Annotated in this window: 24 protein-coding genes; 17 read left to right on the forward strand and 7 right to left on the reverse strand. The window is 73.0% G+C overall.

Annotated elements, in window-relative coordinates:
- Positions 1 to 3: 3 nt before the first annotated feature.
- Positions 4 to 744, forward strand: coding sequence for an aminoglycoside adenylyltransferase family protein (locus ACSUPV_RS22675; RefSeq protein ID WP_436948381.1), 741 nt, complete (start codon positions 4 to 6; stop codon positions 742 to 744).
- 10 nt (positions 745 to 754) lie between these two features.
- On the opposite strand, the gene ACSUPV_RS22680 is transcribed toward ACSUPV_RS22675, so the two are convergent.
- Positions 755 to 1,429 (reverse strand): SGNH/GDSL hydrolase family protein, encoded by a 675-nt coding sequence (locus ACSUPV_RS22680; RefSeq protein ID WP_037759642.1) that lies wholly within the window; start codon positions 1,427 to 1,429, stop codon positions 755 to 757.
- A gap of 162 nt (positions 1,430 to 1,591) precedes the next feature.
- Here ACSUPV_RS22680 and ACSUPV_RS22685 point away from each other — a divergent pair, with 162 nt between their 5' ends.
- Complete coding sequence (locus tag ACSUPV_RS22685; protein ID WP_436948383.1) at positions 1,592 to 2,572, forward strand: WD40 repeat domain-containing protein; 981 nt, start codon at positions 1,592 to 1,594, stop codon at positions 2,570 to 2,572.
- Here the strand turns inward: ACSUPV_RS22685 and ACSUPV_RS22690 are convergent.
- Positions 2,569 to 3,372: a TetR/AcrR family transcriptional regulator gene (locus tag ACSUPV_RS22690; protein WP_037759520.1), complete on the reverse strand. Its 804-nt coding sequence runs from the start codon at positions 3,370 to 3,372 to the stop codon at positions 2,569 to 2,571. The two genes, ACSUPV_RS22685 and ACSUPV_RS22690, sit on opposite strands and share 4 nt — an antisense overlap.
- Positions 3,373 to 3,483: 111 nt before the next feature.
- Here ACSUPV_RS22690 and ACSUPV_RS22695 point away from each other — a divergent pair, with 111 nt between their 5' ends.
- The 5 genes from ACSUPV_RS22695 (at position 3,484) to ACSUPV_RS22715 (ending at position 7,497) form a co-directional block, all read left to right on the forward strand.
- A complete protein-coding gene (locus ACSUPV_RS22695) occupies positions 3,484 to 4,443 on the forward strand; it encodes a daunorubicin resistance protein DrrA family ABC transporter ATP-binding protein (RefSeq protein WP_031113601.1) in 960 nt (319 codons plus the stop codon).
- A complete protein-coding gene (locus ACSUPV_RS22700; RefSeq protein WP_037759522.1) occupies positions 4,440 to 5,261 on the forward strand; it encodes an ABC transporter permease in 822 nt (273 codons plus the stop codon). The genes ACSUPV_RS22695 and ACSUPV_RS22700 overlap by 4 nt, the downstream gene beginning before the upstream one ends.
- A 169-nt stretch (positions 5,262 to 5,430) precedes the next feature.
- Positions 5,431 to 6,081, forward strand: a complete 651-nt coding sequence (locus tag ACSUPV_RS22705) for a formylglycine-generating enzyme family protein (protein WP_436949928.1) — start codon at positions 5,431 to 5,433, stop codon at positions 6,079 to 6,081.
- Between the two features lie 83 nt (positions 6,082 to 6,164).
- Positions 6,165 to 6,701, forward strand: a complete 537-nt coding sequence (locus ACSUPV_RS22710; RefSeq protein ID WP_037759524.1) for a VOC family protein — start codon at positions 6,165 to 6,167, stop codon at positions 6,699 to 6,701.
- A complete protein-coding gene (locus ACSUPV_RS22715) occupies positions 6,694 to 7,497 on the forward strand; it encodes a MerR family transcriptional regulator (RefSeq protein ID WP_436948386.1) in 804 nt (267 codons plus the stop codon). Before ACSUPV_RS22710 ends, ACSUPV_RS22715 begins: the two co-directional genes overlap by 8 nt.
- A 30-nt stretch (positions 7,498 to 7,527) precedes the next feature.
- On the opposite strand, the gene ACSUPV_RS22720 is transcribed toward ACSUPV_RS22715, so the two are convergent.
- The 3 genes from ACSUPV_RS22720 to ACSUPV_RS22730 form a co-directional block, all read right to left on the reverse strand.
- The gene (locus ACSUPV_RS22720; protein ID WP_436948388.1) at positions 7,528 to 8,484 is read right to left on the reverse strand and encodes an EamA family transporter; all 957 of its coding nucleotides are present in this window, start codon (positions 8,482 to 8,484) and stop codon (positions 7,528 to 7,530) included.
- A gap of 169 nt (positions 8,485 to 8,653) precedes the next feature.
- Positions 8,654 to 9,790: a lipid II:glycine glycyltransferase FemX gene (locus ACSUPV_RS22725; RefSeq protein WP_037759530.1), complete on the reverse strand. Its 1,137-nt coding sequence runs from the start codon at positions 9,788 to 9,790 to the stop codon at positions 8,654 to 8,656.
- Positions 9,791 to 9,953: 163 nt separating this feature from the next.
- Positions 9,954 to 12,899 carry an FAD-binding and (Fe-S)-binding domain-containing protein gene (locus tag ACSUPV_RS22730; RefSeq protein WP_436949929.1) on the reverse strand — a complete coding sequence of 982 codons (2,946 nt, stop codon included), beginning with the start codon at positions 12,897 to 12,899 and terminating at the stop codon, positions 9,954 to 9,956.
- Positions 12,900 to 13,059: 160 nt separating this feature from the next.
- Here ACSUPV_RS22730 and serC point away from each other — a divergent pair, with 160 nt between their 5' ends.
- The gene (gene serC, locus ACSUPV_RS22735; protein WP_382613234.1) at positions 13,060 to 14,178 is read left to right on the forward strand and encodes a phosphoserine transaminase; all 1,119 of its coding nucleotides are present in this window, start codon (positions 13,060 to 13,062) and stop codon (positions 14,176 to 14,178) included.
- A gap of 58 nt (positions 14,179 to 14,236) precedes the next feature.
- Here serC and ACSUPV_RS22740 read toward each other — a convergent pair whose 3' ends face one another.
- Complete coding sequence (locus ACSUPV_RS22740; RefSeq protein ID WP_436948390.1) at positions 14,237 to 15,109, reverse strand: NAD(P)-dependent oxidoreductase; 873 nt, start codon at positions 15,107 to 15,109, stop codon at positions 14,237 to 14,239.
- A gap of 133 nt (positions 15,110 to 15,242) precedes the next feature.
- On the opposite strand from ACSUPV_RS22740, the gene ACSUPV_RS22745 reads away from it, so the two are divergent.
- The 9 genes from ACSUPV_RS22745 (at position 15,243) to ACSUPV_RS22785 (ending at position 26,076) form a co-directional block, all read left to right on the forward strand.
- The gene (locus ACSUPV_RS22745) at positions 15,243 to 15,845 is read left to right on the forward strand and encodes a TetR/AcrR family transcriptional regulator (protein WP_031113584.1); all 603 of its coding nucleotides are present in this window, start codon (positions 15,243 to 15,245) and stop codon (positions 15,843 to 15,845) included.
- A gap of 144 nt (positions 15,846 to 15,989) precedes the next feature.
- Positions 15,990 to 16,784: a TIGR03084 family metal-binding protein gene (locus ACSUPV_RS22750; protein WP_382613240.1), complete on the forward strand. Its 795-nt coding sequence runs from the start codon at positions 15,990 to 15,992 to the stop codon at positions 16,782 to 16,784.
- On the forward strand, positions 16,781 to 18,484 hold the full coding sequence (locus ACSUPV_RS22755) for an acyclic terpene utilization AtuA family protein (RefSeq protein WP_436948392.1): 1,704 nt from the start codon (positions 16,781 to 16,783) through the stop codon (positions 18,482 to 18,484). Before ACSUPV_RS22750 ends, ACSUPV_RS22755 begins: the two co-directional genes overlap by 4 nt.
- On the forward strand, positions 18,481 to 20,079 hold the full coding sequence (locus ACSUPV_RS22760) for an acyl-CoA carboxylase subunit beta (protein ID WP_037759537.1): 1,599 nt from the start codon (positions 18,481 to 18,483) through the stop codon (positions 20,077 to 20,079). The genes ACSUPV_RS22755 and ACSUPV_RS22760 overlap by 4 nt, the downstream gene beginning before the upstream one ends.
- A gap of 10 nt (positions 20,080 to 20,089) precedes the next feature.
- Positions 20,090 to 21,940: a biotin carboxylase N-terminal domain-containing protein gene (locus ACSUPV_RS22765; RefSeq protein WP_436948395.1), complete on the forward strand. Its 1,851-nt coding sequence runs from the start codon at positions 20,090 to 20,092 to the stop codon at positions 21,938 to 21,940.
- Between the two features lie 80 nt (positions 21,941 to 22,020).
- Positions 22,021 to 23,148, forward strand: a complete 1,128-nt coding sequence (locus tag ACSUPV_RS22770) for an acyl-CoA dehydrogenase family protein (protein ID WP_436948397.1) — start codon at positions 22,021 to 22,023, stop codon at positions 23,146 to 23,148.
- Positions 23,149 to 23,177: 29 nt separating this feature from the next.
- Positions 23,178 to 24,746 carry a 4-coumarate--CoA ligase family protein gene (locus tag ACSUPV_RS22775; RefSeq protein WP_037759543.1) on the forward strand — a complete coding sequence of 523 codons (1,569 nt, stop codon included), beginning with the start codon at positions 23,178 to 23,180 and terminating at the stop codon, positions 24,744 to 24,746.
- Positions 24,743 to 25,477, forward strand: a complete 735-nt coding sequence (locus ACSUPV_RS22780) for an enoyl-CoA hydratase family protein (protein ID WP_037759546.1) — start codon at positions 24,743 to 24,745, stop codon at positions 25,475 to 25,477. The genes ACSUPV_RS22775 and ACSUPV_RS22780 overlap by 4 nt, the downstream gene beginning before the upstream one ends.
- A complete protein-coding gene (locus tag ACSUPV_RS22785; RefSeq protein ID WP_359790141.1) occupies positions 25,465 to 26,076 on the forward strand; it encodes a TetR/AcrR family transcriptional regulator in 612 nt (203 codons plus the stop codon). Before ACSUPV_RS22780 ends, ACSUPV_RS22785 begins: the two co-directional genes overlap by 13 nt.
- Positions 26,077 to 26,088: 12 nt before the next feature.
- Here the strand turns inward: ACSUPV_RS22785 and pdxH are convergent, their stop codons facing one another.
- The gene (gene pdxH, locus ACSUPV_RS22790; RefSeq protein ID WP_031113569.1) at positions 26,089 to 26,757 is read right to left on the reverse strand and encodes a pyridoxamine 5'-phosphate oxidase; all 669 of its coding nucleotides are present in this window, start codon (positions 26,755 to 26,757) and stop codon (positions 26,089 to 26,091) included.
- Positions 26,758 to 26,978: the final 221 nt, after the last annotated feature.

The raw sequence follows: 26,978 nt of genomic DNA on the forward strand, positions 1-26,978 counted from the left end.
CACATGCCAGAGACCGGCACCGGCCACCTCGTGGAGCTTCTCCACGGCGTCCTCGGCGACTCCGTCCTCGGCGTCTACGCGCACGGTTCCGCCACGCTCGGCGGGCTGCGGCCGCACAGTGACGTGGATGTGCTGGCCGTGGTGCGCGAGCCCACGACGCACGGGCAACGCCGGGCCCTGGTCGAGGAGTTGCTCAAGGTGTCCGGCCGGGGTCGGCGGCCCGTCGAGATGACCGTCGTCGTGCAGGACCGGGTACGGCCCTGGCGGTACCCGCCCACCTGCGACTTCCTCTACGGGGAGTGGCTGCGGGAGGACTTCGAGCGGGGAGCGGTCCCGGACCCCGGGCCGAACCCGGACCTCGCCCCCGTCCTCACGATGGTGCTGCTCGCCGACGCCCCGCTGCACGGCCCCCGGCCCGCCGAACTGCTCGACCCGGTTCCGGCGGCCGACCTCAGGCGGGCGATCGCCGAAGGGGTGCCGGAGCTCATGGCCGAGCTGGAGACGGACACGCGCAACGTGCTGCTCACCCTCGCCCGGGTGTGGAGCACCCTGGAGACCGGCGGCATCCGGTCGAAGGACGCGGCCGCCGCGTGGGCGATCGAGCGGCTGCCCGCCGCGCACCGGCCCGTCCTCGTCCGCGCCCGGGCCGTCTACCTCGGGGACGAGGACGAGCAGTGGGACGACCTGGACGTCCGGCCCTGCGCGCAGCACCTGGCGCGGATGATCGAGGAGAGTCGCGGGTGATCGAGGAGAGTTACGCCTCGTAGGGTCCGCCCAGGTCCCAGCCCTGGTGCATCGCCTCCGCGAACGCCGCCGCGATCTTGTGCTCACCGCTCGGGCCGGGGTGGGTGCCGTCGTAGGTGTCGGTGTCGACGTCGTACGACGGCGGGGGTGAGGCGAGGAGGACGGGGGAGCCGGGCTCGTCGAGGTCGGCGGCCGTCTTGGCCAGCAGCTCGTTGAAGCGGGCGACCTCGGTGGCGAAGGCCGCGTCCGTGGCGGCCCGCACGTTCGGGGTGACCGGCAGCCACACCATCCGCACCCGCCGGTTCACGGCTCGCGCCTCGGCCGCGAACGCCCGGACGTTCTCGGCGGTCTGCTCCGCGTTCGTGTAGAAGCCCAGGTCGATCAGGCCCAGGGAGACCAGGAGCACGTCCGCCCGGCAGGAGCGCACCGCGTCGCCGATCAGCGGCGCCATGTGCAGCCAGCCCTCGCCCCAGCCGGCCAGGTGGGCGCGCGGGAAGTCGGGCTCGGCGTAGGCGTACGACGTCGGGGCCTCGGCCAGCTTGTCGTAGAGCGTCTCGCGGGGGCCGACGAGGGTGAAGGGGCCGCCGTAGGAGCGGCACAGGTGCTGCCACATCCGGTAGCGCCACGTGTGTTCGCCCGCGCTTCCGATCGTCATGGAGTCACCGACGGGCATGAACCTGAGCATCCGCTCATCATGGACGATCACGACCGCCGGCGGGATACGGAGGGGTGTGAGTCGGGCCACGCGCCCGTTCCGGCCACCGGTGGTGATCCGCACTGCCCGGTGATCCGCACTGCCCGGTGAACCGCCCGGTGAACCGCGCGGCGGGATGGCAGGCTTGGGGTCATGCGCAGACCCTCCGTCTTCCTCGCCGCGGCCCTTCTCGTGGGCGCCCTCGCCGTGCCCGCCTCCGCCGCCGACGGGGACGAGGAGTTCACCATCAAGGACCCGCGCATCACCGAGTCCAGCGGCCTCGCGGCCTCGCGCCTGCACCCGGGCATCTACTGGACGCACAACGACAGCGACGACGGGGCGTACCTCTACGCCGTCGACAGCGCGACGGGCGAGACGGTCGCGACGATCACCATGACCGGCGTGGGCAGCCCGCGCGACGTCGAGGCCATCTCCATCGGGCCCGGCAACCAGATCTACGTCGGGGACATCGGCGACAACCTCGGCGGCACCTGGCCGCACGTCTGGATCTACCGGCTGCCGGAGCCGAAGGACCTGCGCGACCAGACGATCCGGGCCACGCAGTACGTCGTGAAGTACTCCGACGGCGCGCGCGACGCCGAGTCGCTCGTCGTGCACCCGAAGACGGGCCGCGTCTACATCCTCGACAAGAACGAGAAGGGCGGGCACCTCTACGAGGGCCCGGCCGAGCTCTCCGCGTCCGGGACGAACGTCTTCCGGCCCGTCGCGGCCGTCCCCGACCTGGAGGCCACCGACGCCACGCTCTCCCCGGACGGCGAACACCTCGTCGTGCGCAGCTACTTCGGCGCGATCGCCTACGACTGGGACGGCGGCGACATCAAGCGGAAGCAGCGGCTCGGCGTGCCGTTCCTGGGGCAGGGCGAGTCCGTCACCTACACCGCCGACGGGAAGAAGCTCATGTACGGCGCCGAGGGCGCCGACAGCCCCGTGGAGCCGCAGGACGCCCCCGGGGCCGAGGGGACCGACTCGCCCTCCGGCAACGGCGGTTCGTCCGCCTCGGACGGCGGCGCGGGCGCCGACGGGCTGAGCGGCAACCTCAAGATCGGCGCCATCGCCGCGGCCGCCGCCCTGGTCGTCCTCTTCGGCCTGCGACGCCTGCGGCGGCGGAACTAGGAGCGATCCTCCGACGGCTGCGCGTCCTGGTCCCGGCGCCGTGCCACCAAGACCTCCAGGCCGTCCAGGATCCGCTGGAGCCCGAACTCGAAGTGGTCGAAGTCGGGTCCGAAGGTGTCCTCGGAGAGTGACGCCATGACCGGGTAGCGGCCCGAGGCCATGACCTTCTCCAGGACCGGCACCTGCGCCTGCCAGAACTCGGCGTCCGTCAGGCCCGTCCGGCGCTCCGCCTCCCGCTGGTACAGGTGCGAGCGGGCGGCCCCGACGACGTACCCGTCGATCATGATGACCGCGGAGAGCAGCTCGGGGTCGCTCAGCCCCATCGGGCGGATGCGGGTGAGGATCTTCTCCATGCCGTCGAGGGCGCCCGGGCCGAGGATCTGCCGGGACTGGTTGACCTGGAGCAGCCAGGGGTGGCGGCGGTAGAGGGCGAGGGTCTCGCGGGCCAGTGTCTCCAGGGCCGTGCGCCAGCCGCCGTCGCCGAAGTCGGCCGGGTCCTCGGAGGTGCGCTGCACCCGGTCCAGCATGAGGTCGAGCAGCTCGCCCTTGCCGGGCACGTACCGGTACAGCGACATGGTGCCGGTGCCCAGCTCGGCCGCGACGCGGCGCATGGAGAGCCCCTCGAGCCCCTCGGCGTCCGCCACCTGGATGGCCGCTTCCACGATCCGGTCCAGGGTCAGGGTCGGCTTGGGGCCCCGGCTGGGCCGTCGGCCGGTGTCCCACAGCAGTTCGAGGGTGCGGGCGATATCGCCGCTGCCGCTGGTCTCCGTGCTGCCCGTGCCACTCGTACCGCTCGTCATGGCACCCAGCTTAGGTCCCCGCGAAAAAACTGGGTACAACGTACGCGTAATCGGGTACGCTGTACTCAGTTCGGGATGCCGGGCACGGCACGAGCACACGGGAGGGGCGGCATGGACGGATACGCGGTGCGGGCCGAGGCGCTGGAGAAGCGGTACGGCGAGAAACGCGCCCTCGACGGCTTCGACCTGGCGGTACGCGAGGGCACGGTGCACGGCCTGCTCGGGCCGAACGGCGCGGGCAAGACCACGGCGGTCCGCATCCTGTCCACGCTGATCCGGCTGGACGGGGGCGCCGCGACGGTCGCCGGTCTGGACGTGGTCCGGCAGCCGCGCGAGGTCCGGGCCCGGATCGGGCTCACCGGCCAGTACGCGGCGGTCGACGAGGTCCTCACCGGCCGGCAGAACCTGGAGATGTTCGGCCGCCTGTTCCACCTGGGCGGCAGGCGCGCGAAGCTCCGGGCGGCCGAGCTGCTGGAGCAGTTCGACCTGACCGACGCCGCCGACCGGGGCGTCGGCAAGTACAGCGGCGGCATGCGGCGCCGCCTCGACCTCGCCGCGTCGATGATCCTGGCCCCGGCCGTGCTCTTCCTCGACGAGCCGACGACCGGCCTGGACCCCCGCAGCCGGGGCGAGGTCTGGGACTCCGTCCGCGCGCTGGTGGCGAGTGGCACGACCGTGCTGCTGACCACGCAGTACCTGGAGGAGGCCGACAAGCTCGCCTCGCACATCACCGTCATCGACCAGGGGCGGGCCATCGCCGACGACACCCCGGACGGGCTGAAGAACCTGGTCGGCGGCGACCGTGTCGAGGTCGTGGTCGCCGAGCGGTCCGAGATCCCGCGCGTGGTGAAGGTGATCGCCCGGGTCACGGACGGCGAACCCGAGGCGGACGAGACCGAGTTGCGGGTGCACGCCCCGGTCACCGACCGGGTCACGGCCCTCACGGAGGTGGCGCGGACCCTCCAGGACGAGGGCGTCCGCGTCGAGGACATCGGACTGCGCAGGCCCAGCCTCGACGACGTCTTCCTGCGCCTGACCGGACACCGCACAGAGAAGGAGGCCGCCGCGTGAGTGCCGTCGACCTGAGCACCCCGAGCTCCCGGAGCGGCACGTACTGGCTGCTCGCCGACTGCTGGAACATCGTCCGCCGCGGACTGACCCACTACCAGCGCCAGCCGGTCAACATCGCCTGGCAGCTGGGCTTCCCGATCCTGTCCGTGCTGCTCTACGGCTATGTCTTCGGCAGCGCGATGACGGTGCCGGGCGGCGGGGACTACAAGGACTTCCTGATGCCGGGCATGTTCGTGATGACCATGGCGTTCGGCTTCATCAACACGGCCACGGTCGTGGTGTACGACTCCACCAAGGGCGTCATCGACCGCTTCCGCTCCATGCCGATGGCGTCCTCCGCCGTCGTTGCCGGGCGCGGGATCACCGATCTGATCGTCGCCTGCGCCGAGTTGGCCATCATGATGCTCACCGCGTTCGCCATGGGCTGGCGCCCGGACGGCGGCTTCGGCTTCCTCGCCGCGTTCGGGCTGCTGCTGTGGCTGCGGTTCGCGCTGATCTGGATCGGCGTGTGGCTCGGCCTGCTGGTGCCCAACCCCGAGGCGGCGGGCGGGCTGTTCGCGGTCGCCTTCCCGCTGACGATGATCTCCAGCATCTTCGTCGCGCCGCAGCTCATGCCCGACTGGCTGGGCTGGGTGGCGGCCTGGAACCCGATCTCCTCCACGGCGGCGGCGACCCGCGACCTGTTCGGCACGCCGGTCGGGGGCGGCGACTCCTGGGTGGAGCAGCACGCGCTGCTGATGGCCGGGGTGTGGCCGGTGATCCTCACGGTGGTCTTCCTGCCGCTCGCGGTACGGCGGTTCAAGAAGCTCAGCCGCTGAGGCGCGGGCTCGCGCAGGGTTCGGAGGAGCGCCCGGGGGCGGGGGTGTGCCGGGGGTGACGTGCACGGCGACGTGACGCGGCGGTGAAGGGGCGCCCGGCGTGGGCCGGGCGCCCGGTGGTCGACAGGGTCACTCGGCATGGGCGAGGGTGGGGGGCGTGGACAGCCAGATGATCTCCGTTCCGGCCGGGCAGGTGAGGCTGTCGGACCGGCGGACACAGCGCAGTTGGCCCGTCGAGGTCGCGCCCTTCCGTCTGTCGGTGTTCCCGGTCACCCAGGAGCGGTACGCCGACGTCACCGGTCACCGGCCGAGCACGGCCGACGGCGACCGGCTGCCCGTCGAGGGCGTGTCCTGGTGGGACGCGGTGCGCTTCTGCAACGCCCTGTCCCGCCGGGAAGGTCTGACCCCCGCCTATCACCTGCCGTGCGACACCGGGACGGCCGACTGGGACACCTCCGCCGACGGGTACCGGCTGCCGACGGAGGCCGAGTGGGAGCACGCCTGCCGCGCCGGCGGCACGGGCCCGCGCTACGGCCCCCTCGACGACATCGCCTGGTACCGGGGGAACTCGGACGACAGGATCCACCCCGTGGGCGGCAAAGAGCCCAACGCCTGGGGCCTCCACGACATGCTGGGCAACACCTGGGACTGGTGCTGGGACCTCTACGACCCCGAGGTCTACGGCACCTACCGGGTGCTCCGCGGCGGCGGCTGGTCCGACGAACACTGGAGCTGCCGCGCTTCGGTGCGCCGCCGCAGCCATCCGACGTTCCGGATCGACGACGTGGGGTTCCGCGTGGCGCGGACGCCCCGACCGTGAGCGGGACGCGGGGCTTCGCGGAACGGCGGGTTTCGCGGAACCGGCTTGACCCTCACGTTGCGTGAGGCCGGAGAGTCGGCCGCATGAGCGACCACTACAACGCGTTCGAGATCAGCCCCGTACCCGCTCCCGGCCCGGACGCGGTTCCACCCGAGCCGTTCCGCGGCATCTACGGGATGCCCGCGTTCGTGACGATCCCCACCGGCGACCTGGCGGCGTCGGTGGAGTTCTGGACTCGTGGGCTCGGGTTCATCGAGCTGTTCAGCATCCCCGGCAGCGTGGTGCATCTGCGCAGGTGGGCGTTCCAGGACGTACTCCTCGTCCCGACGGCGAGCGTCCCGGAGCGGGCACCGGCGATGAGCGTCACCTTCGCGTGCGTGCTCAGTCAGATCGATTCCCTCGTCGAGGCCTGTCGTGCGTTGCGCCCGGACTCGGTCGACGGTCCGCGGGACACTCCCTGGACCACCCGCGACGTGGAGGTGATCACCCCCGAGAACGCACGGATCGTCTTCACGGCGGCGCGGCCCGTCGACCCGGACAGCCAGGAAGCGCGGGACCTGGCAGCCGTCGGGATCACTCCACCGGGCGTCGGGCGCGGCGACAATGAGGAGCATGCCTGACTCCACCGACACCGATGGCCTGACCGTCGGTCAGGTCTCGGCGCGGCTGGGCGTGACCGTCCGGGCGCTGCACCACTGGGACGAGATCGGTCTGGCGCGCCCGTCGCTGCGCACGACCGCCGGATACCGGCTCTACACCGCCGGTGATCTGGAACGCCTGCACCGCATCGTCGTCTACCGCGAGATCGGCCTCGGCCTGGACCGGATCCAGGCCGTCCTGGACGACTCGACGGCGGACGTGCCCGGCGCGCTGCGGGCGCAGCGCCACCAGATCGCCGAACGGATCGAGCGCCTCCAGCGGCTCAGCGCCGGACTGGACCGGATGATCGACGCCCACGAGCGCGGCCTGCTGCTCACCGCGGAGCAGCAGGCCGCGATCTTCGGCCCCCAGTGGGACCCGGACGGGCCCGCCCAGGCCCGTGAGCGCTACGGGGACACGACGCAGTGGCGGCAGTACGCCGAACGCTCGGCCTCCCGCACAGCGGAGGAGTGGCAGGCCGTCGCCGACGAGGTGGCCGACCTCGACCGGGCCCTCGCGAAGGCGATGGACGCCGGTGTCACACCCGGCAGCGAGGAGGCGAACCACCTCGTCGAGCGGCACCGCGAGGTGTTCGCCTCGTACTTCCCCCTCAGCAGGCAGATGCAGGTCTGTCTCGGCCGCATGTACGAGGCCGATCCGGGATTCGCCGCCCACTACGACGGCATCCGCCCCGGCCTCGCCACGTGGTTCCGCGGCATCGTCGACGCCGCCGCGCGCGCCCATGGGATCGACCCGGACACCGCGACGTGGCAGTAGGGGGCTGGGGCCTGATCCAAACGACAAGCTCTAGCTCTCCGGCCCCGCCGCCTCCAGCCCCTTCGTCTTCCCCCGGCTCACCTGCGTCCGCACCGCCCCCATGCTCGCCGCGATGACCAGGGCGATCGCCGCGGCCTCCGGGGCGGTGAGGGCCTGGTCCAGGAGGAGGAAGCCGGCCGTCGCCGCGATGGCCGGTTCCAGGCTCATCAGGATCGCGAAGGTGGAGGCGGGCAGGCGGCGCAGGGCGAGGAGTTCCAGGGTGTAGGGCAGGACGGAGGAGAGCAGCGCCACCGCCGCGCCGAGGCCCAGTGTCACCGGGTCGGCCAGCTTCGCGCCCGACTCGGCGATGCCCAGCGGCAGGAACAGCACCGCGCCCACCGCCATCGCCAGGGCCAGCCCGTCCGCCTGCGGGAAGCGGCGGCCCGTGCGGGCGCTGAAGACGATGTATGCCGCCCACATGGCGCCCGCCCCCAGGGCGAACGCCGCTCCGGCGGGGTCGAGACCGTCGAAGCCTCCGCCGCCGAGGAGGAAGACACCGGCGAGGGCCAGGGCCGCCCACACGACGTTGATCGCGCGGCGGGACGCCAGGACCGACAGGGCGAGCGGGCCGAGGACCTCCAGGGTGACCGCCGGGCCCAGCGGGATACGGGCGACGGCCTGGTAGAAGAGGCCGTTCATCGCGGCCATGGTGATGCCGAAGACGACGACCGTGCCCCAGTCGGTGCGCGAGTGGCCGCGCAGTCGCGGGCGGCAGACCAGCAGCAGGACCACCGCCGCCACGAGCAGCCGCAGCGCGACCACCCCGAGGGCACCGGCCCGCGGCATCAGCGTCACCGCCAGTGCGCCGCCGAACTGCACGGAGACGCCGCCCGCGAGCACCAGGCCCAGGGGTCCGAGGGAACCGAGCCGGCCCGGACCGGCGGCCGGTGCGGCGCCGGTCGTGGCGGTCGCGGGCTGGGGCGTGGTGACGCTGTCGGGGGTGGTCACGGGCGGTCCTGTGGTCGTCGGCGCTGATGCGGGGCGCGTACACCGGCCTGCACGTGACGTACATCCCGATGTACTGCACAGTCCAGGGTAATGGACCCGGTCAGGTGCGTGAAGCCCTTTTGCCTCTGTCTCGGGGCGTGAGACGCCGGGTGGGCCGGACCTCGCCTCCTCAGCGGCGGGACAGATAGAGGTCGAACGCCTTGTAGAGCAGCCGGTTGAGCGGGAAGTCCCATTCACCGAGGTACTCGACGGCCTCGCCGCCGGTGCCCACCTTGAAGCGGAGCAGGCCCAGCAGATGGCTGGACTCCTCCAAGGTGTCGGTGATGCCGCGCAGGTCGTAGACCGCGGCCCCGAGCTCGTGGGCGTCGGTCATCATGCGCCACTGCAGGGCGCTGCTCGCCTGGACCTCGCGCCGGCGGCCGGTGGAGGCGCCGTAGGAGTACCAGACGTGGTCGCCGACGGTCAGCATCGTGGCCGCGGCGAGCACCTCGCCGTCGTGGTACGCGAGGTAGAGCCGCATCCGGTCCGGGTGCTCGGCGGTGAGCGCGTTCCACATGCGCTGGAAGTACGGCAGCGGGCGCGGGCGGAAACGATCCCGCTCGGCGGTCTCGCCGTACAGCTCGTGGAAGGCCGGCAGGTCCTCGTAGCCGCCGCGCACGACCTTCACGCCGGCCGTCTCGGCCTTCTTGATGTTGCGCCGCCACTGCTGGTTCAGGCCGTTGTGGATGTCGTCCAGCGAGCGTCCGGCGAACGGCACCTGGAAGACGTACCGGGGCTGCCCCGCGGCGAAGCCGCCCTCGCCGCCGGCCTCGGTCTGCCGCCAGCCCGTCCGGCGCAGACCGTCCGCGACCTGCCCGGCGCGCGGTTCGTACGACGTCGCCCGCACGTCCCGCAACCGCCGGGCGGCCGGGTCCGCGATCGCCGCCTTGACCGCCTCCGCGCTCCAGCGGCGCACCACGACCGGCGGGCCCATCCGCACCGCGAAGGCGCCCCGCCGCCCCAGGTGCGCCAGCATCGGCTCCAGCAGGCGCTCCAGCTCCGGCTCGTGCCAGTCGATCAGCGGGCCCTCGGGCAGATACGCGAGGTAGCGGCGCAGCCCCGGCAGCCGCGGCCCGGGCAGCGGGCGCAGCAGGACCAGTCCCGCGCCGACGAGCTGCCCGCCCTGGTCGAACCAGCCCAGGCTCTCCGCACGCCAGTCGGGCTTCACCTCGCCCCAGGACGGGATCTGCGTGTGGCTGGCGGAGGGGCGGGCCGAGACGAACGCCAGGTGCTCGTCACGGGTGATCGGCTGGACGCGTACGCTCATGCGCGGGCTCCTTCGAGCAGCGGCCCTCGACGGGCAGTGGCTGGTCCCGCGAGCCTAGGAGCGGCCTCGGCCGTCCCCCGGCTCAGACACTCCGGGCCCGCCCACGGCATGGCCCGAACGCCTCAAGCGTGGGCCCGGACGCCCGGGCGCTCGCTCCCGCGCGTCAACCCCCGTCCCCCGGCTCATCCCTCACCGCAGGCTCACCGTCACCCCCCACCTCCTCCAACGCCGCCGCCAGCACCTCCGCCAGGTGCCTCCCCCGCACCCCCGCCAACTGCTCCAGCTGCGTGCGGCAGGAGAAGCCGTCCGCCAGGACCACCGCGCCGTCCGGGGCGTTCCGCACGGACGGCAGGAGCTGTTCCTCCGCGCACGCGGCGGACACCTCGTAGTGGCCCTTCTCGAAGCCGAAGTCGCCCGCGAGACCGCAGCAGCCGCCGCTCAGTTCGCCGGAGAGCCGGGCGGCCCGGCGCAGCCGGCGGTCCGCCGCGTCGCCCAGCACCGCGTGCTGGTGGCAGTGCGTCTGGCCGGCCACCGGGCGGTCCAGACGCGGCGGCGTCCAGCCGGGGGCATGGCGCTCCAGCGTCTCCGCGAACGTCAGGACCTTCGCGGCGAGGCGCGCCGCACGCGGGTCGTCGTGCAGCAGCTCGGGCACGTCCGCGCGCAGGGCCGCGGCACAGCTCGGCTCCAGAACCACGACCGGGGCGTCGGTCTCCAGCACCGGTTCCATCAGGTCGAGCGTGCGGCGCAGGACGGCCCGGGCCCGGTCGAGCTGGCCGGTCGAGACGTACGTCAGCCCGCAGCAGACGCGGCCCCGGCCCCGCAGCAGCGACAGCGGGTCGAGGGCGACCGTCCGGCCGTCGCCCACCGGGGGTTTCTCCAGCCGCACGGTCGGCGGCAGCGCCACCCGCAGCCCGGCCGCCTCCAGCACCCGCACGGCGGCCTGCCCCACGGACGGCGAGAGGTGCTCCGTGAAGGTGTCGGGCCACAGGACGACCAGGTCGCCGCCGGCGGAGGGCCGTTGCGCGGGCTGGCCGTCACCGGAGGGCCGGTGCGCGCGCCGCTGCTCCCACCACCGGCTGAACGTCCGCGACGCCACCCGCGGAATCTCCCGCTCCGGCGCGATCCCGCCCAGCCGCTTGGCCACCCACGCGAGGGGCCGCAGCCGCGACAGCGCGTTGACCAGCCACGCCGTGCGCGTACGCGCCACCGCCCGGAGCCACACCGGCAGCCACCCCATGACGTAGTGCGCGGCGGGCCGGCGCCGCCCGGCGTAGTGGTGGTGCAGGAACTCCGCCTTGTACGTGGCCATGTCGACCCCGACCGGGCAGTCCGAGCGGCAGCCCTTGCAGGACAGGCACAGGTCCAGCGCGTCCCGCACCTCGGCCGAGCGCCAGCCGTCGGTCACCACCTCACCGGCGAGCATCTCGTGCAGCAGCCGGGCCCGCCCGCGCGTGGAGTGCTCCTCCGCGCCGGTCGCCCGGAAGGACGGACACATCACGGCGGAGCCGGACACCGACGTCGTACGGCACTTGGCGACGCCCACGCAGCGCCGCACCGCCGCCGAGAAGTCGCCGCCGTCGGCGGGGTAGCCGAAGGCGACGTCGACGGGCTCGCGCGGCAGGACGGAGAAGCGCAGGCCGGTGTCCAGGGGCGCGGGCCGCACCAGCATCCCGGGGTTGAGCAGGTCGTCCGGGTCCCACACGCCCTTCACCCGCTCGAACAGGCGCACCGTCTCCGCGCCGTACATCCTGGGCAGCAGCTCCGCCCGCGCCTGCCCGTCCCCGTGCTCCCCGGACAGCGATCCGCCGTGCGCCACCACCAGCTCCGCGAGCTCCTCCGAGAAGCGGCGGAAGCGGGCGACACCGGCCTCCGTCAGCAGGTCGAAGTCGATCCGGACGTGGATGCAGCCGTCCCCGAAGTGCCCGTACGGCGTGCCGCGCAGCCCGTGCGCCGCCAGCAGCGCCCGGAAGTCCCGCAGGTACGCGCCCAGCCGGGCGGGCGGCACCGCGCAGTCCTCCCACCCCGGCCACGCCTCGCTCCCGTCGGGCATGCGCGTCGCCGTACCGCTGGCGTCCTCCCGGATCCGCCACAGCGCGCGCTGCCCGGCGGCGTCGGTGACCACCAGCGCGTCCAGGACGTCGGCGGCCCGCACGATCGCCTCCGCACGCGCGCGTGCCTCCGCCGCCGACTCCCCGCCGGTCTCGACGAACAGCCAGGCCCCGCCCCGGGGGAGCGCCGCCGCCGACGGCACCAGGTCCGCCGCCATGCCCTCCACGGTCAGCGGAGACAGGGGCAGCAGCCCGGCAGCGGCCTCGGCCGCCGCGCTCTCGTCGGCGTACCCGAGCACGGCCAGGGCCCGCGCGCGGGGCGCCTCGACCAGGCGTACGACCGCCTCCGTCAGCACGCCGAGCGTGCCCTCGGAGCCGCAGAACGAGCGGGCCACGTCGGCGCCCCGCTCGGGCAGCAGGGCGTCCAGCGCGTATCCGGAGATGCGGCGGGGCAGTTCCGGAAAGCCCGTGCGCAGCCGGGCGAGGTCGCCCTCCACCAGCGCCCGCAGGCCGTCCGGCGCCCCGGCCCAGTCCCGCCCGAGCCGCAGCCGCTCGCCGCGCGCGGTGACGACGTCCAGCTCGCGCACGCTGTCGGCGGTCGTGCCCCACGCCACCGAGTGCGAGCCGCAGGAGTTGTTGCCGATCATGCCGCCGAGCGTGCACCGGCTGTGCGTCGACGGATCCGGCCCGAACCGCAGCCCGTGCGGGGCGGCGGCCTCCTGGAGCCGGTCGAGCACCAGGCCCGGCTGCACCACGGCCGTCCGCGCCCCGGGGTCCAGGGCGAGCAGCCGGTTCATGTGCCGGGTGAAGTCCAGCACCACGCCCGTGCCCGTCGCCTGCCCGGCGATGGACGTGCCCCCGCCGCGCGGCACCACCGGCACGCCCTGCCGCCGGCACACCTCCAGCACCGCCGCCACGTCGTCGGCGTCCACGGGCGCCACGACCCCGTACGGCACCCGCCGGTAGTTGGACGCGTCCATGGTGACCAGCGCGCGGTCCAGGGCACCGAACCCCACGTCCCCGCGGACGGCCGCGCGCAACTCGCCCTCGAGAGCCGTCAGATCCCTGCCGTGCGGAAGATCCGTCATGCCTCCAGCATGCACGCGGCCACCGACAGTGACGCCGTCGCGGTCGGCGGCCCTCCGCACCACCGTCCATGCCGCGTCTCATCCGACGGACGACGTTTCGCCCAGGTTTCCCGAAACGGCTACGCTCCCCTCCGTGGCTGAGATCCAGATTCCCTCTGACATCAAGCCCGCGGACGGACGTTTCGGCGCGGGTCCCTCCAAGGTGCGGACGGAGGCGCTGGACGCCCTCGCCGCCACCGGCACCTCCCTCATGGGCACCTCCCACCGCCAGGCTCCCGTCAAGAACCTGGTCGGCCAGGTGCGCGAGGGCATCCGCGAGCTGTTCCAGCTCCCCGACGGCTACGAGGTGATCCTCGGCAACGGCGGCTCCACCGCGTTCTGGGACATCGCGACGCACGGCCTGATCGAGAACAGGTCGCAGCACCTCACCTTCGGCGAGTTCTCCTCCAAGTTCGCCAAGGCCGCGGGGCTCGCCCCGTGGCTGGCCGAGCCGGACGTCATCTCCGCCGACCCGGGTACGCACCCCGAGCCGGTCGCCGAGGCGGGCGTGGACGTCTACGCGTTCACCCACAACGAGACCTCGACCGGTGTCGCCATGCCGATCAAGCGCGTGGCCGGGGCCGACGAGGGCGCCCTCGTCCTTGTCGACGCCACCTCGGGCGCCGGCGGCCTGCCGGTCGACATCGCCGAGACGGACGTCTACTACTTCGCCCCGCAGAAGTCCTTCGCCTCCGACGGCGGCCTGTGGATCGGCGTCTTCTCCCCGGCCGCGATCGAGCGCGCCGAGCGGATCCACGCCTCCGGCCGCCACGTCCCGGAGTTCTTCTCGCTCCCGACGGCGATCGACAACTCCCGCAAGAACCAGACGTACAACACCCCGGCGCTGGCCACGCTGTTCCTCCTGAACCAGCAGCTGGAGTGGATCAACGGCCAGGGCGGCCTGGACTGGGCGGTCCGCCGCACGGCCACCTCCGCGCGGACGCTGTACGGCTGGGCCGAGGACATCAAGTACGCGAACCCGTTCGTCACCGACCCGGCCAAGCGCTCGCAGGTCATCGGCACGATCGACTTCACGGACGAGGTCGACGCCGCCGCCGTCGCCAAGGTCCTGCGCGCCAACGGCGTCGTCGACACCGAGCCGTACCGCAAGCTCGGCCGCAACCAGCTGCGCGTCGCGATGTTCCCGGCGATCGACCCGGCGGACATCGAGGCGCTCACCAAGTGCGTCGACTACGTGATCGAGAAGCTCTGACCCTTCCCGCGTACGTGACCGAGGGCGCCCCGCGTGTGCGGGGCGCCCTCGCTCGTGCTCAGGCCGCCACGCCCCCGCCGAACACCTCGAACAGCCGGGTCAGGCTGTCCTCCTCGTAGCCCTCCGCCGCCGCGCGCCGGAAGGTCTCCAGCACCGCGGCGGGCAGCGCCGGGTCCGCACCCGAGTCGCGCGTCGTGTGCACGACGTGGTCCAGGCTCGCCACGGCCATCGAGATCCGCTCGACGTCCCCCGCGTGCCGCCCCGCCTCGATCCGCGGTGTGTAGAAGTCGAGGAACTGGCCCATCCCGCCCAGCGTCCCGGCCGCGTACGGCGTGATCTCGGAGGGCTTGATGCCGTTGGCGTCCGCCAGCGCCAGCATGTGCAGCCAGGCGGTGAGGGTGGTCCAGAACAGGTCCATCTGGAGCTGGTAGTACAGCGCGGCCAGGCCCGGGTCCTCGCCCCGGTAGTCGGTGCCGGTGAGCACCTTCAGGACGTCCTCGTACTGCTCGAAGAGGTCCCGCGGGCCGCTGTAGAAGGTGTCGAACTCCTGCGAGCCGATGCCGGACGGCGGTGTCTGGACCCCGCCGGTGAGATGGCGCGCCCCGTGCCGTGCCGCCCAGGCCGCCCCCGTCCGGGCCCTGGTCGGCGTGTCCGAGCTGAGGTTGACCAGGACCCGGCCCTCCAGCGCCGCGGCGGCGGGCTCCAGCACGGCGTACATCGCGGCGTAGTCGGTCAGGCTCAGCACGACCACCTCGTGGGCGGTCAGCGCCTCCTCGACGGTGGCGGCGCACACCGCGCCCCGGGCCACCAGTTCGTCGGCGCGGCCCGGGGTGCGGTTCCAGACGGTGACCCGGTAGCCGGCGTCCAGATAGGCACCGGCCATGGCGCGGCCCATGGGGCCGAGGCCGATGACGGTCACGGACTTGTTCATGGAGATCCCCCTCAGTTCACGGAACGGACGTAACGGACGACGGGAGCACCCGTCGACTAGAACGAACGCTCTATCCGGAGAGGAACGTAGCACAGCGACTAGAGCGATCGCTCTAGCCCGGTAAGGTGGTGGCGTGAAGACGAAGGCCCCGCACGACCTCGACACCGCCGGCACCCGCGAGCGGATCGTCCGTACGGCGTCACTCCTGATGCAGCGCCAGGGCTACGAAGGCACCGGCATCAAGCAGATCTCCCGCGAGGCCGGGGCGACACTCGGCTCCGTCTACCACTTCTTCCCCGGCGGCAAGCAGGAGCTCGGCACGGCCGCCGTGCGGCTCGGCGACGAGGAGTTCACCGAGCTGCTGCGCGAGACCCTCGACGCCGAGCCGGATCCGGCAAAGGCCCTGCTCGCCCTCACCGCCTCCCTCGCCGAAGGGCTGCGCGACTCCGACTGGCTCGACGGCTGCCCGGTCACCTCCGCCGTCGTGGGCACGGCGACCAGCGCCCCCGCCATCCAGCAGGCGGCGGCCGAGGCGTTCGCGCGCTGGCGCGGAGTGGTCGCCGCGAAGCTCGTCACCGCCGGCTTCGCCGACACGGACGCCGAGGAGCTGGCCCACACGGTGATCGCCACCCTGGAGGGCGCCGAGCTGGCGGCCCAGGTCGCGCGCAGCGCGACGCCGCTGGAGGTGGCGGGCCGGCACCTGGCGCGGCTGGTGGCCTCGTACCGGAACGGCTGATCCCGCCGCCGGAGCACGTGCTTCCCCGCTCCGACTCGGCCCCATATTTTCATGCAAGCATGCTTGATTGTTTACGGCCGCGCTGCCATGCTCCTCAGCACGCCGCACCACCCCGCACACCGCAGTGCCCCGAGGGGAGCGCCCGTGTCCGATCCGACGCCCGTGATCGACGACCTGCGCCGGGAGAGCGAGGAACTCGACGGCCTCGTGGCCGGGTTGAGCGCCCGGCGCTGGACGCTCGCGACCCCCGCACCCGGCTGGACCGTGGCCCACCAGATCGCCCACCTCGCGTGGACCGACCGCTCGGCCCTGCTCGCCGTCACGGACGCCGACGGCTTCCGCGCGCTGGTCGAGAAGGCCCTCGCCGCACCGGACTCCTTCGTCGACCAGGGCGCCGAGGAGGACGCCGGACTCCCGCCCGCCGCCCTGCTCGCCCGCTGGCGCGCGGGCCGTACGGCACTGGAGGAGGCCCTGCGCACCGCCCCGCCCAAGGCGCGCTTCCCCTGGTACGGGCCACCCATGTCGGCCGCCTCCATGGCAACGGCCCGCCTCATGGAGACCTGGGCCCATGGCCAGGATGTGGCCGACGCCCTGGGTGTGGTGCGCCCACCCACCGACCGGCTTCGGCATGTGGCCTGGCTCGGAGTACGGACCCGGGACTTCGCCTTCGGCGCGCACGGGCTGACTCCGCCCACCACCCCCTTCCGCGTCGAACTCCGCGCCCCCTCCGGTGACCTGTGGACGTACGGCCCCGACGACGCCCCGCAGTCCGTCACCGGCCCCGCCCTCGACTTCTGCCTCCTGGTCACCCAACGCGCCCACCGCACCGACCTCGCCCTGCGCGCCGACGGCCCCGACGCCGACCGCTGGCTGGACATCGCGCAGGCCTTCGCCGGACCGCCGGGAGGCGGCCGCCCGCCGAAGGGAGCCGCATCGTGACGACCGTTCCCACCGGTGGCCGGACGCGCCCGGAGCCCCTGCGCATCGGCAACGCCTCCGGCTTCTACGGCGACCGCTTCGACGCGATGCGCGAGATGCTCACCGGCGGTGAACTCGACGTCCTCACCGGCGACTACCTCGCCGAGCTGACCATGCTGATCCTCGGCCGGGACCGGCTGAAGGACCCCGGAGCCGGGTACGCCCGCACCTTCCTGCGGCAGCTGGAGGAGTGCCTCGGCCTCGCGCACGAGCGGGACGTGAAGATCGTCACCAACGCGGGCGGGCTGAACCCGGCCGGACTCGCCGACGCCGTACGGGCGTTGGCCGACCGGCTCGGCATCCCCGTGCGCGTCGCCCACGTCGAGGGCGACGACCTCACCGCCGCCCACCCCGGGAGCCTGGCCGCCCACGCCTATCTCGGCGGCTTCGGCATCGCGGCCTGTCTGCGGGAGGGCGCGGACCTCGTGGTGACCGGGCGCGTGACGGACGCGGCCCTGGTCACCGGGCCCGCCGCCGCCCACTTCGGCTGGACACCGGCGGACCACGACCGGCTCGCGGGGGCCGTCGTCGCCGGGCACGTCCTGGAGTGCGGGGCGCAGGCCACCGGCGGCAACTACGCCTTCTTCCGCGACGGCGACGTCCGCCGCCCCGGCTTCCCGCTCGCCGAGCTCCACGAGGACGGGAGCTGCGTGATCACCAAGCACCCCGGCACCGGCGGTTTCGTCGACACCGGCACGGTCACCGCCCAGTTGCTGTACGAGACGGCCGGTGCCCGGTACGTCGGGCCGGACGTCACCGCCCGGCTGGACACCGTGCGGCTCGGCCAGGACGGACCCGACCGGGTGCGGATCGAGGGTGTGCGCGGCGAGGCACCTCCGCCGACCCTCAAGGTCGGGCTCAACAAGTTCGGCGGCTTCCGCAACGAGGTCGTCTTCGTGCTCACCGGTCTCGACATCGAGGGCAAGGCCGCCCTGGTACGGGACCAGATGGAGCCCGCGCTGCGAGAAGTCGCGGACGCTCGCTGGGAGTTGGCCCGCACCGACCGGCCCGACGCCGACACCGAGGAGAGCGCGAGCGCGCTGCTGCGGCTCGTCGTACGGGACGCGGACCAGCAGGCCGTGGGGCGGGCGTTGAGCGGGGCCGCGGTGGAGCTGGCCCTGGCGAGCTACCCCGGCTTCCATGTGCTGGCACCACCCGGGAAGGGCGCGCCCTATGGGGTGTTCGAGGATGTGTACGTCCCCCATGGCGCGGTCGACCATGTGGCCGTCCTCAATGACGGACGGCGGATCACGGTGCCCCCGCCCCAGGACTCCCGCGTCCTGGACGACGTCCCGGAGCCGCCCCTTCCGGAGCCCCTGCCGCCCGGGCCGAGCCGCAGCGCCCCGCTGGGGCTGGTCGCGGGCGCCCGCAGCGGCGACAAGGGCGGGAACGCCAACGTCGGCGTCTGGACCCGCACCGACGACGCCTGGCGGTGGCTCGCGCACGAGCTGACCGCCGAGCGGTTCCGGGAGCTGATCCCCGAGAGCCGCCCGCTGAAGGTGACCCGGCACGTGCTGCCGAACCTGCGCGCCCTGAACTTCGTCGTCGAGGGCGTCCTCGGCCAGGGCGTCGCCGCCCAACACCGCTTCGACCCGCAGGCCAAGGCGCTCGGCGAATGGCTGCGCTCCCGCCACCTGGAGATACCGGAGGCTCTGCTGTGACCGTCCTGACCTCCGCGCTCGACACCGCCGGCGCCGACTTCCGGGCCAACCGGGAGGCGATGCTCGCCAAGCTCGCCGCACTCGACGCCGAGCACGCCAAGGCCCTCGCGGGCGGCGGCGAGAAGTACGTCGCACGGCATCGGGGGCGCGGCAAGCTCCTCGCCCGCGAGCGCATCGAACTGCTCCTCGACCCCGACACGCCCTTCCTGGAGCTGTCCCCCCTGGCCGCCTGGGGCAGCGACCACACCGTCGGCGCGTCCCTGGTCACCGGCATCGGGGTCGTCGAGGGCGTCGAATGCCTGATCACCGCCAACGACCCGACCGTGCGAGGCGGAGCGAGCAACCCCTGGTCCCTGAAGAAGGCCCTGCGCGCCAACGACATCGCGCTCGCCAACCGGCTGCCCTGCATCAGCCTCGTCGAGTCCGGCGGCGCCGACCTGCCCTCCCAGAAGGAGATCTTCATCCCCGGCGGCGCCATCTTCCGCGACCTCACCCGGCTGTCGGCCGCCGGCATCCCGACCCTCGCGGTCGTCTTCGGCAACTCCACCGCGGGAGGTGCCTACATCCCCGGCATGTCCGACCACGTGATCATGGTCAAGGAGCGGGCCAAGGTGTTCCTCGGCGGTCCGCCCCTGGTGAAGATGGCGACCGGGGAGGAGAGCGACGACGAGTCCCTGGGCGGCGCCGAGATGCACGCCCGCACCTCCGGCCTCGCCGACTACTTCGCCGTCGACGAGCAGGACGCGCTGCGCCAGGCCCGCCGCGTGGTCGCCCGCCTCAACCACCGCAAGGCCTACGACGATCCGGGCCCGGCCGAGCCGCCCAAGTACGACGCCGACGACCTCCTCGGCATCGTCCCCGGCGACCTGAAGAGCCCCTTCGACCCGCGCGAGGTCATCGCCCGGATCGTCGACGCCTCCGACTTCGACGAGTTCAAGCCGCTGTACGGCACGAGCCTGACGACCGGCTGGGCCACCCTCCACGGCTATCCCGTGGGAGTGCTGGCGAACGCCCGGGGCGTCCTCTTCAGCGAGGAGTCCCAGAAGGCCGCCCAGTTCATCCAGCTCGCCAACCAGCGCGACATCCCGCTGCTCTTCCTGCACAACACCACCGGCTACATGGTCGGCAAGGAGTACGAGCAGGGCGGCATCATCAAACACGGCGCGATGATGATCAACGCCGTGTCCAATTCGAAGGTGCCGCACCTGTCGGTCCTCATGGGCGCCTCCTATGGCGCCGGCCACTACGGCATGTGCGGCCGCGCCTACGACCCGCGCTTCCTGTTCGCCTGGCCCAGCGCCAAGTCCGCCGTCATGGGCCCGCAGCAGCTCGCGGGCGTGCTGTCGATCGTCGCCCGCCAGTCGGCCGCCGCGAAGGGACAGCCGTACGACGACGAGGCCGACGCCGCGCTGCGCGCCATGGTCGAGCAGCAGATCGAGTCCGAGTCGCTGCCGATGTTCCTGTCCGGGCGGCTCTACGACGACGGCGTCATCGACCCGCGCGACACCCGCACCGTCCTCGGCCTGTGCCTGTCCGCGATCCACACCGCCCCCTACGAGGGCGCGCGCGGCGGCTTCGGCGTCTTCCGGATGTGAGGAACCTTCAGTGATCACTTCTGTGCTGGTCGCCAACCGGGGCGAGATCGCCTGCCGCGTCTTCCGCACCTGCCGCGAGCTGGGCATCCGTACGGTCGCCGTGCACTCGGACGCCGACGCGCACGCCCTCCACGCGCGCGTGGCCGACGCGAGCGTCCGCCTCCCGGGGGAGGCGCCCGCCGACACCTACCTGCGCGGCGACCTGATCGTGAAGGCGGCCGTCGCGGCCGGAGCGGACGCCGTGCACCCCGGCTACGGCTTCCTCTCCGAGAACGCCGACTTCGCCCGGGCCGTCCTGGACGCCGGCCTGACCTGGATCGGCCCGCCCCCCGAGGCCATCGAGGCGATGGCGTCCAAGACCCGCGCCAAGCAACTCATGGGCATCGAGCCCCTCACCGAGGTCACCGAGGCCGACCTGCCCGTGCTGGTGAAGGCGGCCGCGGGCGGCGGCGGCCGCGGCATGCGCGTCGTACGGCGCCTGACGGACCTGGACGCCGAACTGGCCGCGGCGCGCGCGGAAGCGGCGAGCGCCTTCGGCGACGGCGAGGTCTTCGTCGAGCCGTACGTCGAGCACGGCCGCCACGTCGAGGTGCAGATCCTCGCCGACACGCACGGCACGGTATGGCCGCTCGGCACCCGCGACTGCTCCCTCCAGCGCCGCCACCAGAAGGTCATCGAGGAGGCCCCGGCCCCCGGACTCCCCGGCGAACTGGAGGAGGAACTGCACGCCCTCGCTGTACAGGCGGCGCGGGCCGTGGACTACGTGGGCGCCGGCACGGTCGAGTTCCTCGTCGCCGACGGCAGGGCCCACTTCCTGGAGATGAACACCCGCCTCCAGGTCGAACACCCGGTGACCGAGGCCGTGTTCGGCATCGACCTGGTCGCGGAACAGATCCGTGTCGCCGAGGGCCACCCCCTCGACCCCGAGCCGCCCCGCGCGCGGGGCCACGCCGTGGAGGCCCGCCTGTACGCCGAGGACCCCGCCCGGGACTGGTCCCCGCAGACCGGCCGCCTGCACCGCCTCGCCCCGCCCGAAGGCATCCGCCTCGACACCGGCTACACCGACGGCGACACCATCGGCGTCCACTACGACCCGATGATCGCCAAGGTCGTGGCCCACGCCCCCACCCGCCCGGAGGCCGTCCGCAAGCTCGCCTCCGCCCTGGAACGAGCCGCGATCCACGGCCCCGTCACCAACCGCGACCTCCTGGTCCGCTCCCTGCGCCACCCCGAGTTCACCGCGGCCCGCATGGACACCGGCTTCTACGACCGCCACCTCCCGGACCTGACCGCGCCGTCCCCCGACCCGCACGCCCCCCTGGCCGCCGCCCTCGCCGACGCCCACGCCCGCTCCCGCCCCGGCTTCGGCGGCTGGCGCAACGTCCCCTCGCAGCCGCAGACCAAGCGCTACCTGATGGCGGGGGAGGAGCACGAGGCCCGCTACCGGCACGGCAGGCGGGGCCTGGAGGCGGACGGGGTGCGGGTGGTGCACGCCGACGCGCGTCTCGTGATCCTCGAAGTGGACGGGGTCCGGCGCCGCTTCGAGGTCTCCCGCCACGGCGACCAGGTCTACGTCAACACCACCGCCCTCACCGCCCTGCCCCGCTTCCCCGACCCCACCGCACAGCACGCCCCCGGCTCCCTCCTGGCCCCCATGCCGGGCACGGTCGTCCGCGTGGCCGACGGCCTCACGGCGGGAGCACCGGTGAAAGCCGGCGAGCCCCTCCTCTGGCTGGAGGCGATGAAGATGCAGCACAAGATCACCGCGCCGGCCACGGGAACGCTGACCGACCTGTGCGTCGCACCAGGGCAACAGGTCGAGCCGGGCGCCCTGCTGGCTGTGGTGAAGGAAGCCTCTTAGGGGCGCGGGGCCGCATCGATGTGCGGCTCCGCCGCGTGAGCGCGACAAGCCACATCCGGCCCGCACCGAAAGGACTTCCGATGGACACCGAAGACCACAAGGCGCTCCGAGAAGCCGTCGCCGCCCTGGGCAAACGCCACGGCCGCGAAGGCGACCCCGATCAACTCTGGGCCGAGGCAGGCAAACTCGGCTACCTGGGCGTCAACCTGCCGGAGACACACGGCGGTGGAGGCGGCGGCATCTCCGAACTCTCCATCGTCCTCGAAGAACTCGGCGCCGCCGGCTGCCCCCTCCTCATGCTGGTGGTCTCACCGGCGATCTGCGGCACGGTCATAGCCCGCTTCGGCACAGCGGCACAGAAGGAAACCTGGCTCCCCGGCCTGTCCGACGGCACCCGCCGGATGGCCTTCGGCATCACGGAACCCGACGCCGGCTCCAACAGCCACCGCATCACCACCACCGCCCGCCGCGACCCGGACACCGGGGACTGGATCCTCACCGGTCGCAAGGTCTTCATCTCCGGCGTCGACATCGCGGACGCGACCCTCATCGTCGGCCGCACCGAAGACGCCCGCACCGGCCGCCTCAAGCCCTGCCTGTTCATCGTCCCGCGCGACGCACCCGGCTTCACCCGCCGCCCCATCGACATGGAACTCCACGCGGCGGAGAAGCAGTTCGAACTCGTCCTGGACGACGTACGCCTGCCCGCCGACGCCCTCGTCGGCGACGAGGACGCGGGCCTCCTCCAGCTCTTCGCCGGCCTCAACCCCGAACGCATCATGACGGCCGCCTTCGCGATCGGCATGGGCCGGTACGCCCTCGCCAAGGCCGTCGAGTACGCCCGCGACCGCACCGTCTGGAACACCCCCATCGGCGCCCACCAGGCCATCGCCCACCCCCTCGCCCAGGCCCACATCGACCTCGAACTCGCCCGCCTGATGATGCAGAAGGCCGCCGCCCTCTACGACGCCGGCGACGACCTGGGCGCCGGAGAGGCCGCCAACATGGCCAAGTACGCCGCAGGGGAGGCCTGCGTGAAGGCCGTCGACCAGGCCGTGCACACCCTCGGCGGCAACGGACTCACCCGCGAGTACGGCCTCGCCTCGCTGATAACGGCCGCGCGCGTGGCTCGTATCGCGCCGGTCAGCCGGGAGATGATTCTCAACTACGTCTCCCACCAGACCCTGGGCCTGCCCAAGTCGTACTGAGACGGCCCGCGCGCGAGGAGGAACCAGCCATGTTCCGCAGCGAGTACGCAGACGTCCCGCCCGTCGACCTCCCCATCCACGACGCCGTCCTGGCCCGGGCCGCCGAGTTCGGCGACATCCCGGCCCTCATCGACGGCACCGACGGCACCACCCTCTCGTACGAGCAGGTGGACCGGTTCCACCGGCGCGTCGCCGCCGCCCTCGCCGAGGCCGGCGTCCGCAAGGGCGACGTCCTCGCCCTGCACAGCCCCAACACCGTCGCCTTCCCCACCGCGTTCTACGCCGCCACGCGCGCCGGTGCCACCGTCACCACCGTGCACCCGCTCGCCACCGCCCAGGAGTTCGCCAAGCAGCTCACCGACTCGGCGGCCCGCTGGATCATCACCGTCTCACCCCTGCTGGACATCGCCCGCCGGGCCGCCGAACTCGCGGGCGGCGTCCGCGAGATCTTCGTCTGCGACAGCGCGACCGGTCACCGCTCCCTGATCGACATGCTGGCCACCACCGCCCCCGAGCCGCGGATCGACGTCGACCCCGCCGAGGACGTCGCGGCCCTGCCGTACTCCTCCGGCACCACCGGCACCCCCAAGGGCGTGATGCTCACCCACCGGCAGATCGCCACCAACCTCGCGCAACTCCACCCGGCGATACCCGCCGGCCCGGGAGACCGCGTCCTGGCGGTCCTGCCCTTCTTCCACATCTACGGCCTCACGGCCCTCATGAACGCCCCCCTCCGGCAGGGCGCCACGGTCGTCGTCCTGCCCCGCTTCGACCTGGAACAGTTCCTCGGGGCCATCCAGAACCACCGCATCACCGCCCTGTACGTGGCCCCGCCGATCGTGCTCGCCCTCGCCAAGCACCCGGCCGTCGCCCAGTACGACCTGTCGTCCCTGAAGTACATCGTCAGCGCCGCCGCCCCCCTGGACGCCCGCCTCGCCGCCGCCTGCTCCCAACGCCTGGGCCTGCCGCCCGTCGGCCAGGCCTACGGCATGACGGAACTGTCACCCGGCACCCACGTCGTCCCCCTGGACGCCATGCGCGACGCGCCCCCCGGCACGGTCGGCAAGCTCATCGCCGGCACCGAGATGCGCATCGTCTCCCTCGACGACCCCGGCAAGGACCTCCCCGCCGGCGAATCCGGCGAGATCCTCATCCGCGGCCCCCAGATCATGAAGGGCTACCTCGGCCGCCCCGACGCCACCGCCGCGATGATCGACACCGACGGCTGGCTGCACACCGGGGACGTGGGCCACGTGGACGAGGACGGCTGGCTGTTCGTCGTCGACCGCGTCAAGGAGCTCATCAAGTACAAGGGCTTCCAGGTGGCCCCCGCCGAGCTGGAGGCCCTCCTCCTCAGCCACCCGGACATCGCCGACGCCGCCGTCATCGGCAGGTACGACGACGACGGCAACGAGACCCCGCACGCGTACGTCGTCCGCCGACCCGCCGCCACCGGCCTCTCCGAGGCGGAGATCATGATGTACGTCGCCGAACGCGTGGCCCCGTACAAGCGGATCCGCCACGTCACCTTCATCGACGGCGTCCCCCGCGCGGCCTCCGGCAAGATCCTCCGCCGACAGCTCAGGGAGAGCGCATGACCCTCGTGACCCGCACACGCGCGCGTGCCGTGGAGACGCTGACCCTCGACTCACCGGACAACCGCAACGCCCTCTCGGCGACCCTCGTCGGCGCACTGTCCGACGCCCTGACGGACGCGGGCAAGGACACCGACGTCCGCGCCGTCGTCCTCACCCACACCGGCAACACGTTCAGCGCCGGCGCCGACCTCAAGGACCCCCCACCCCCCGAGGCCCTCGTCGCCCTGCTCCGCCAGATCGTCGAACTGCCCAAACCGGTCGTCGCCCGCGTCACCGGCCACGTCCGCGCGGGCGGCCTCGGCCTCCTGGCCGCCTGCGACATCGCCGCCGCCTCCTCCGAGGCCACCTTCGCCTTCACGGAGGTCCGCATCGGCGTCGCCCCCGCGGTGATCTCCCTGCCCCTGCTCCCGCGCACGGACCCGCGCGCCCTGTCCCGCTACTACCTCACCGGCGAACGCTTCGACGCGGCGCAGGCGACCAGGACGGGCCTGCTCACCACGCACGGCGACGACGTGGACGCGACCCTCTCACCCATCCTCGACGGCCTGCGCCGCTCCGCCCCCGACGCCCTGGCCGAGACGAAACGGCTGCTCACGACTAGGGTGCTGGAAGCCTTCCACCGGGACGCGGCCGACCTGACCGCGCTCTCGGCCCGGCTGTTCTCCTCCCCGCAGGCACGCGAAGGAATGACGGCCTTCCTCGAACGACGGGATCCGGCATGGGTGGTGTGAGCACGGTCGACCGTGCGGAAAGAGTCCCCAAGCAGGACCGCAGCCGGGCCACCCGGCAGCGGCTCCTCGAAGCCGCCGTGGCCTGCCTCGCCGAACACGGCTGGGCCGGCTCCACCGTCTCCGTCGTCGCGGAACGCGCCGGCGTCTCCCGCGGCGCCGCCCAGCACCACTTCCCGACCCGCGAAGACCTCTTCACGGCCGCCGTGGAATACGTCGCCGAGGAACGCTCCACCGCCCTGCGCGCCCTCTTCCCCGAGGGCGCGGCCGGCGACCGCCACGCGGTCGTGGCGGCCCTGGTCGACCTCTACACGGGACCGTTGTTCCGCGCCGCCCTCCACCTCTGGGTCGCCGCCTCCAACGAGGACCAGCTCCGCCCCCGCGTCACCGAACTCGAATCCCGCGTCGGCCGCGAGACCCACCGCATCGCGGTCGACCTGCTCTCCGCCGACGAATCCGTCCCCGGCGTCCGCGAAACGGTCCAGGGCCTCCTCGACATGGCCCGCGGCCTCGGCCTCGCCAACCTCCTCACCGACGACGCGGCCCGCCGGGAGCGGGTCGTGACGCAGTGGGCGGAACTGCTGGACGAGGCGCTGGGGTGACGCCCCAGGCCCTCACGGACTGAGCCGCTCCACCCGCCAGCTCCCGTCCGGCTGCTCCACGTACCGCAACCGGTCGTGCAGCCGGTTCTCGCGGCCCTGCCAGAACTCCACCGTCTGCGGCGCCACCCGGAAACCGCCCCAGTGCGGCGGCACCGGCACCTGCTCGCCCTCCGGGTAGCGGGCGGCCAGCTCCGCGTACGCCCCGTCGATGTCGGCACGCGTGGAGACCACCGAGGACTGCGCGCTGGCCCACGCCCCCAGCTGGGAGCCGTGCGGCCGGGTCCGGAAGTACGCCGCCGTCTCGTCCCGGCCGGTGCGCCGCGCGACCCCGGTGACGATGACCTGCCGGGCCATCGGATGCCACGGGAACAGCAGCGAGACGTACGGGTTCTCCGCCAGGTCACGGGCCTTGCGCGAGTCGTAGTTCGTGTAGAAGACGAACCCCTGCTCGTCGAAGTGCTTCAGCAGCACCGTACGGGAGCTGGGCCGGCCCTCGGCATCGGCCGTCGAGACGATCATGGCGTTCGGCTCGAACAGCCCGCCGTCCGTCGCGGCCTGTTTGAACCAGCGCGCGAACTGCTCGACGGGGGTGGCGGCCAGCTCGGTCTCGGAGAGCCCCTCGGCCCGGTACTGCTTGCGCATCGAGGCCAGATCGAAGGGGACGGCGTCGCGGTCGGTCACCCGGTCATCTTGCCGTACGGACGGTGTCCTTCGTCACTGCCTGGCACTGAGTGCCGTGAACCCTCCCCAAGGATGGCACTCGGGGATATCGTTTCCGTGCCGTTCCGGTTGGGTGACCGCCAGCCGCACGGGGCATCACAGGGGAGACCGGCCAGGACCGCGAGTCACCGCACACGACCGTGGATCCACCGGACGGCCGCCCGCTTCGCAAGCTGACTGAC

The sequence above is a fragment of the Streptomyces sp. SudanB52_2052 genome, from assembly GCF_964272415.1.
Lineage (GTDB): Bacteria > Actinomycetota > Actinomycetes > Streptomycetales > Streptomycetaceae > Streptomyces > Streptomyces olindensis.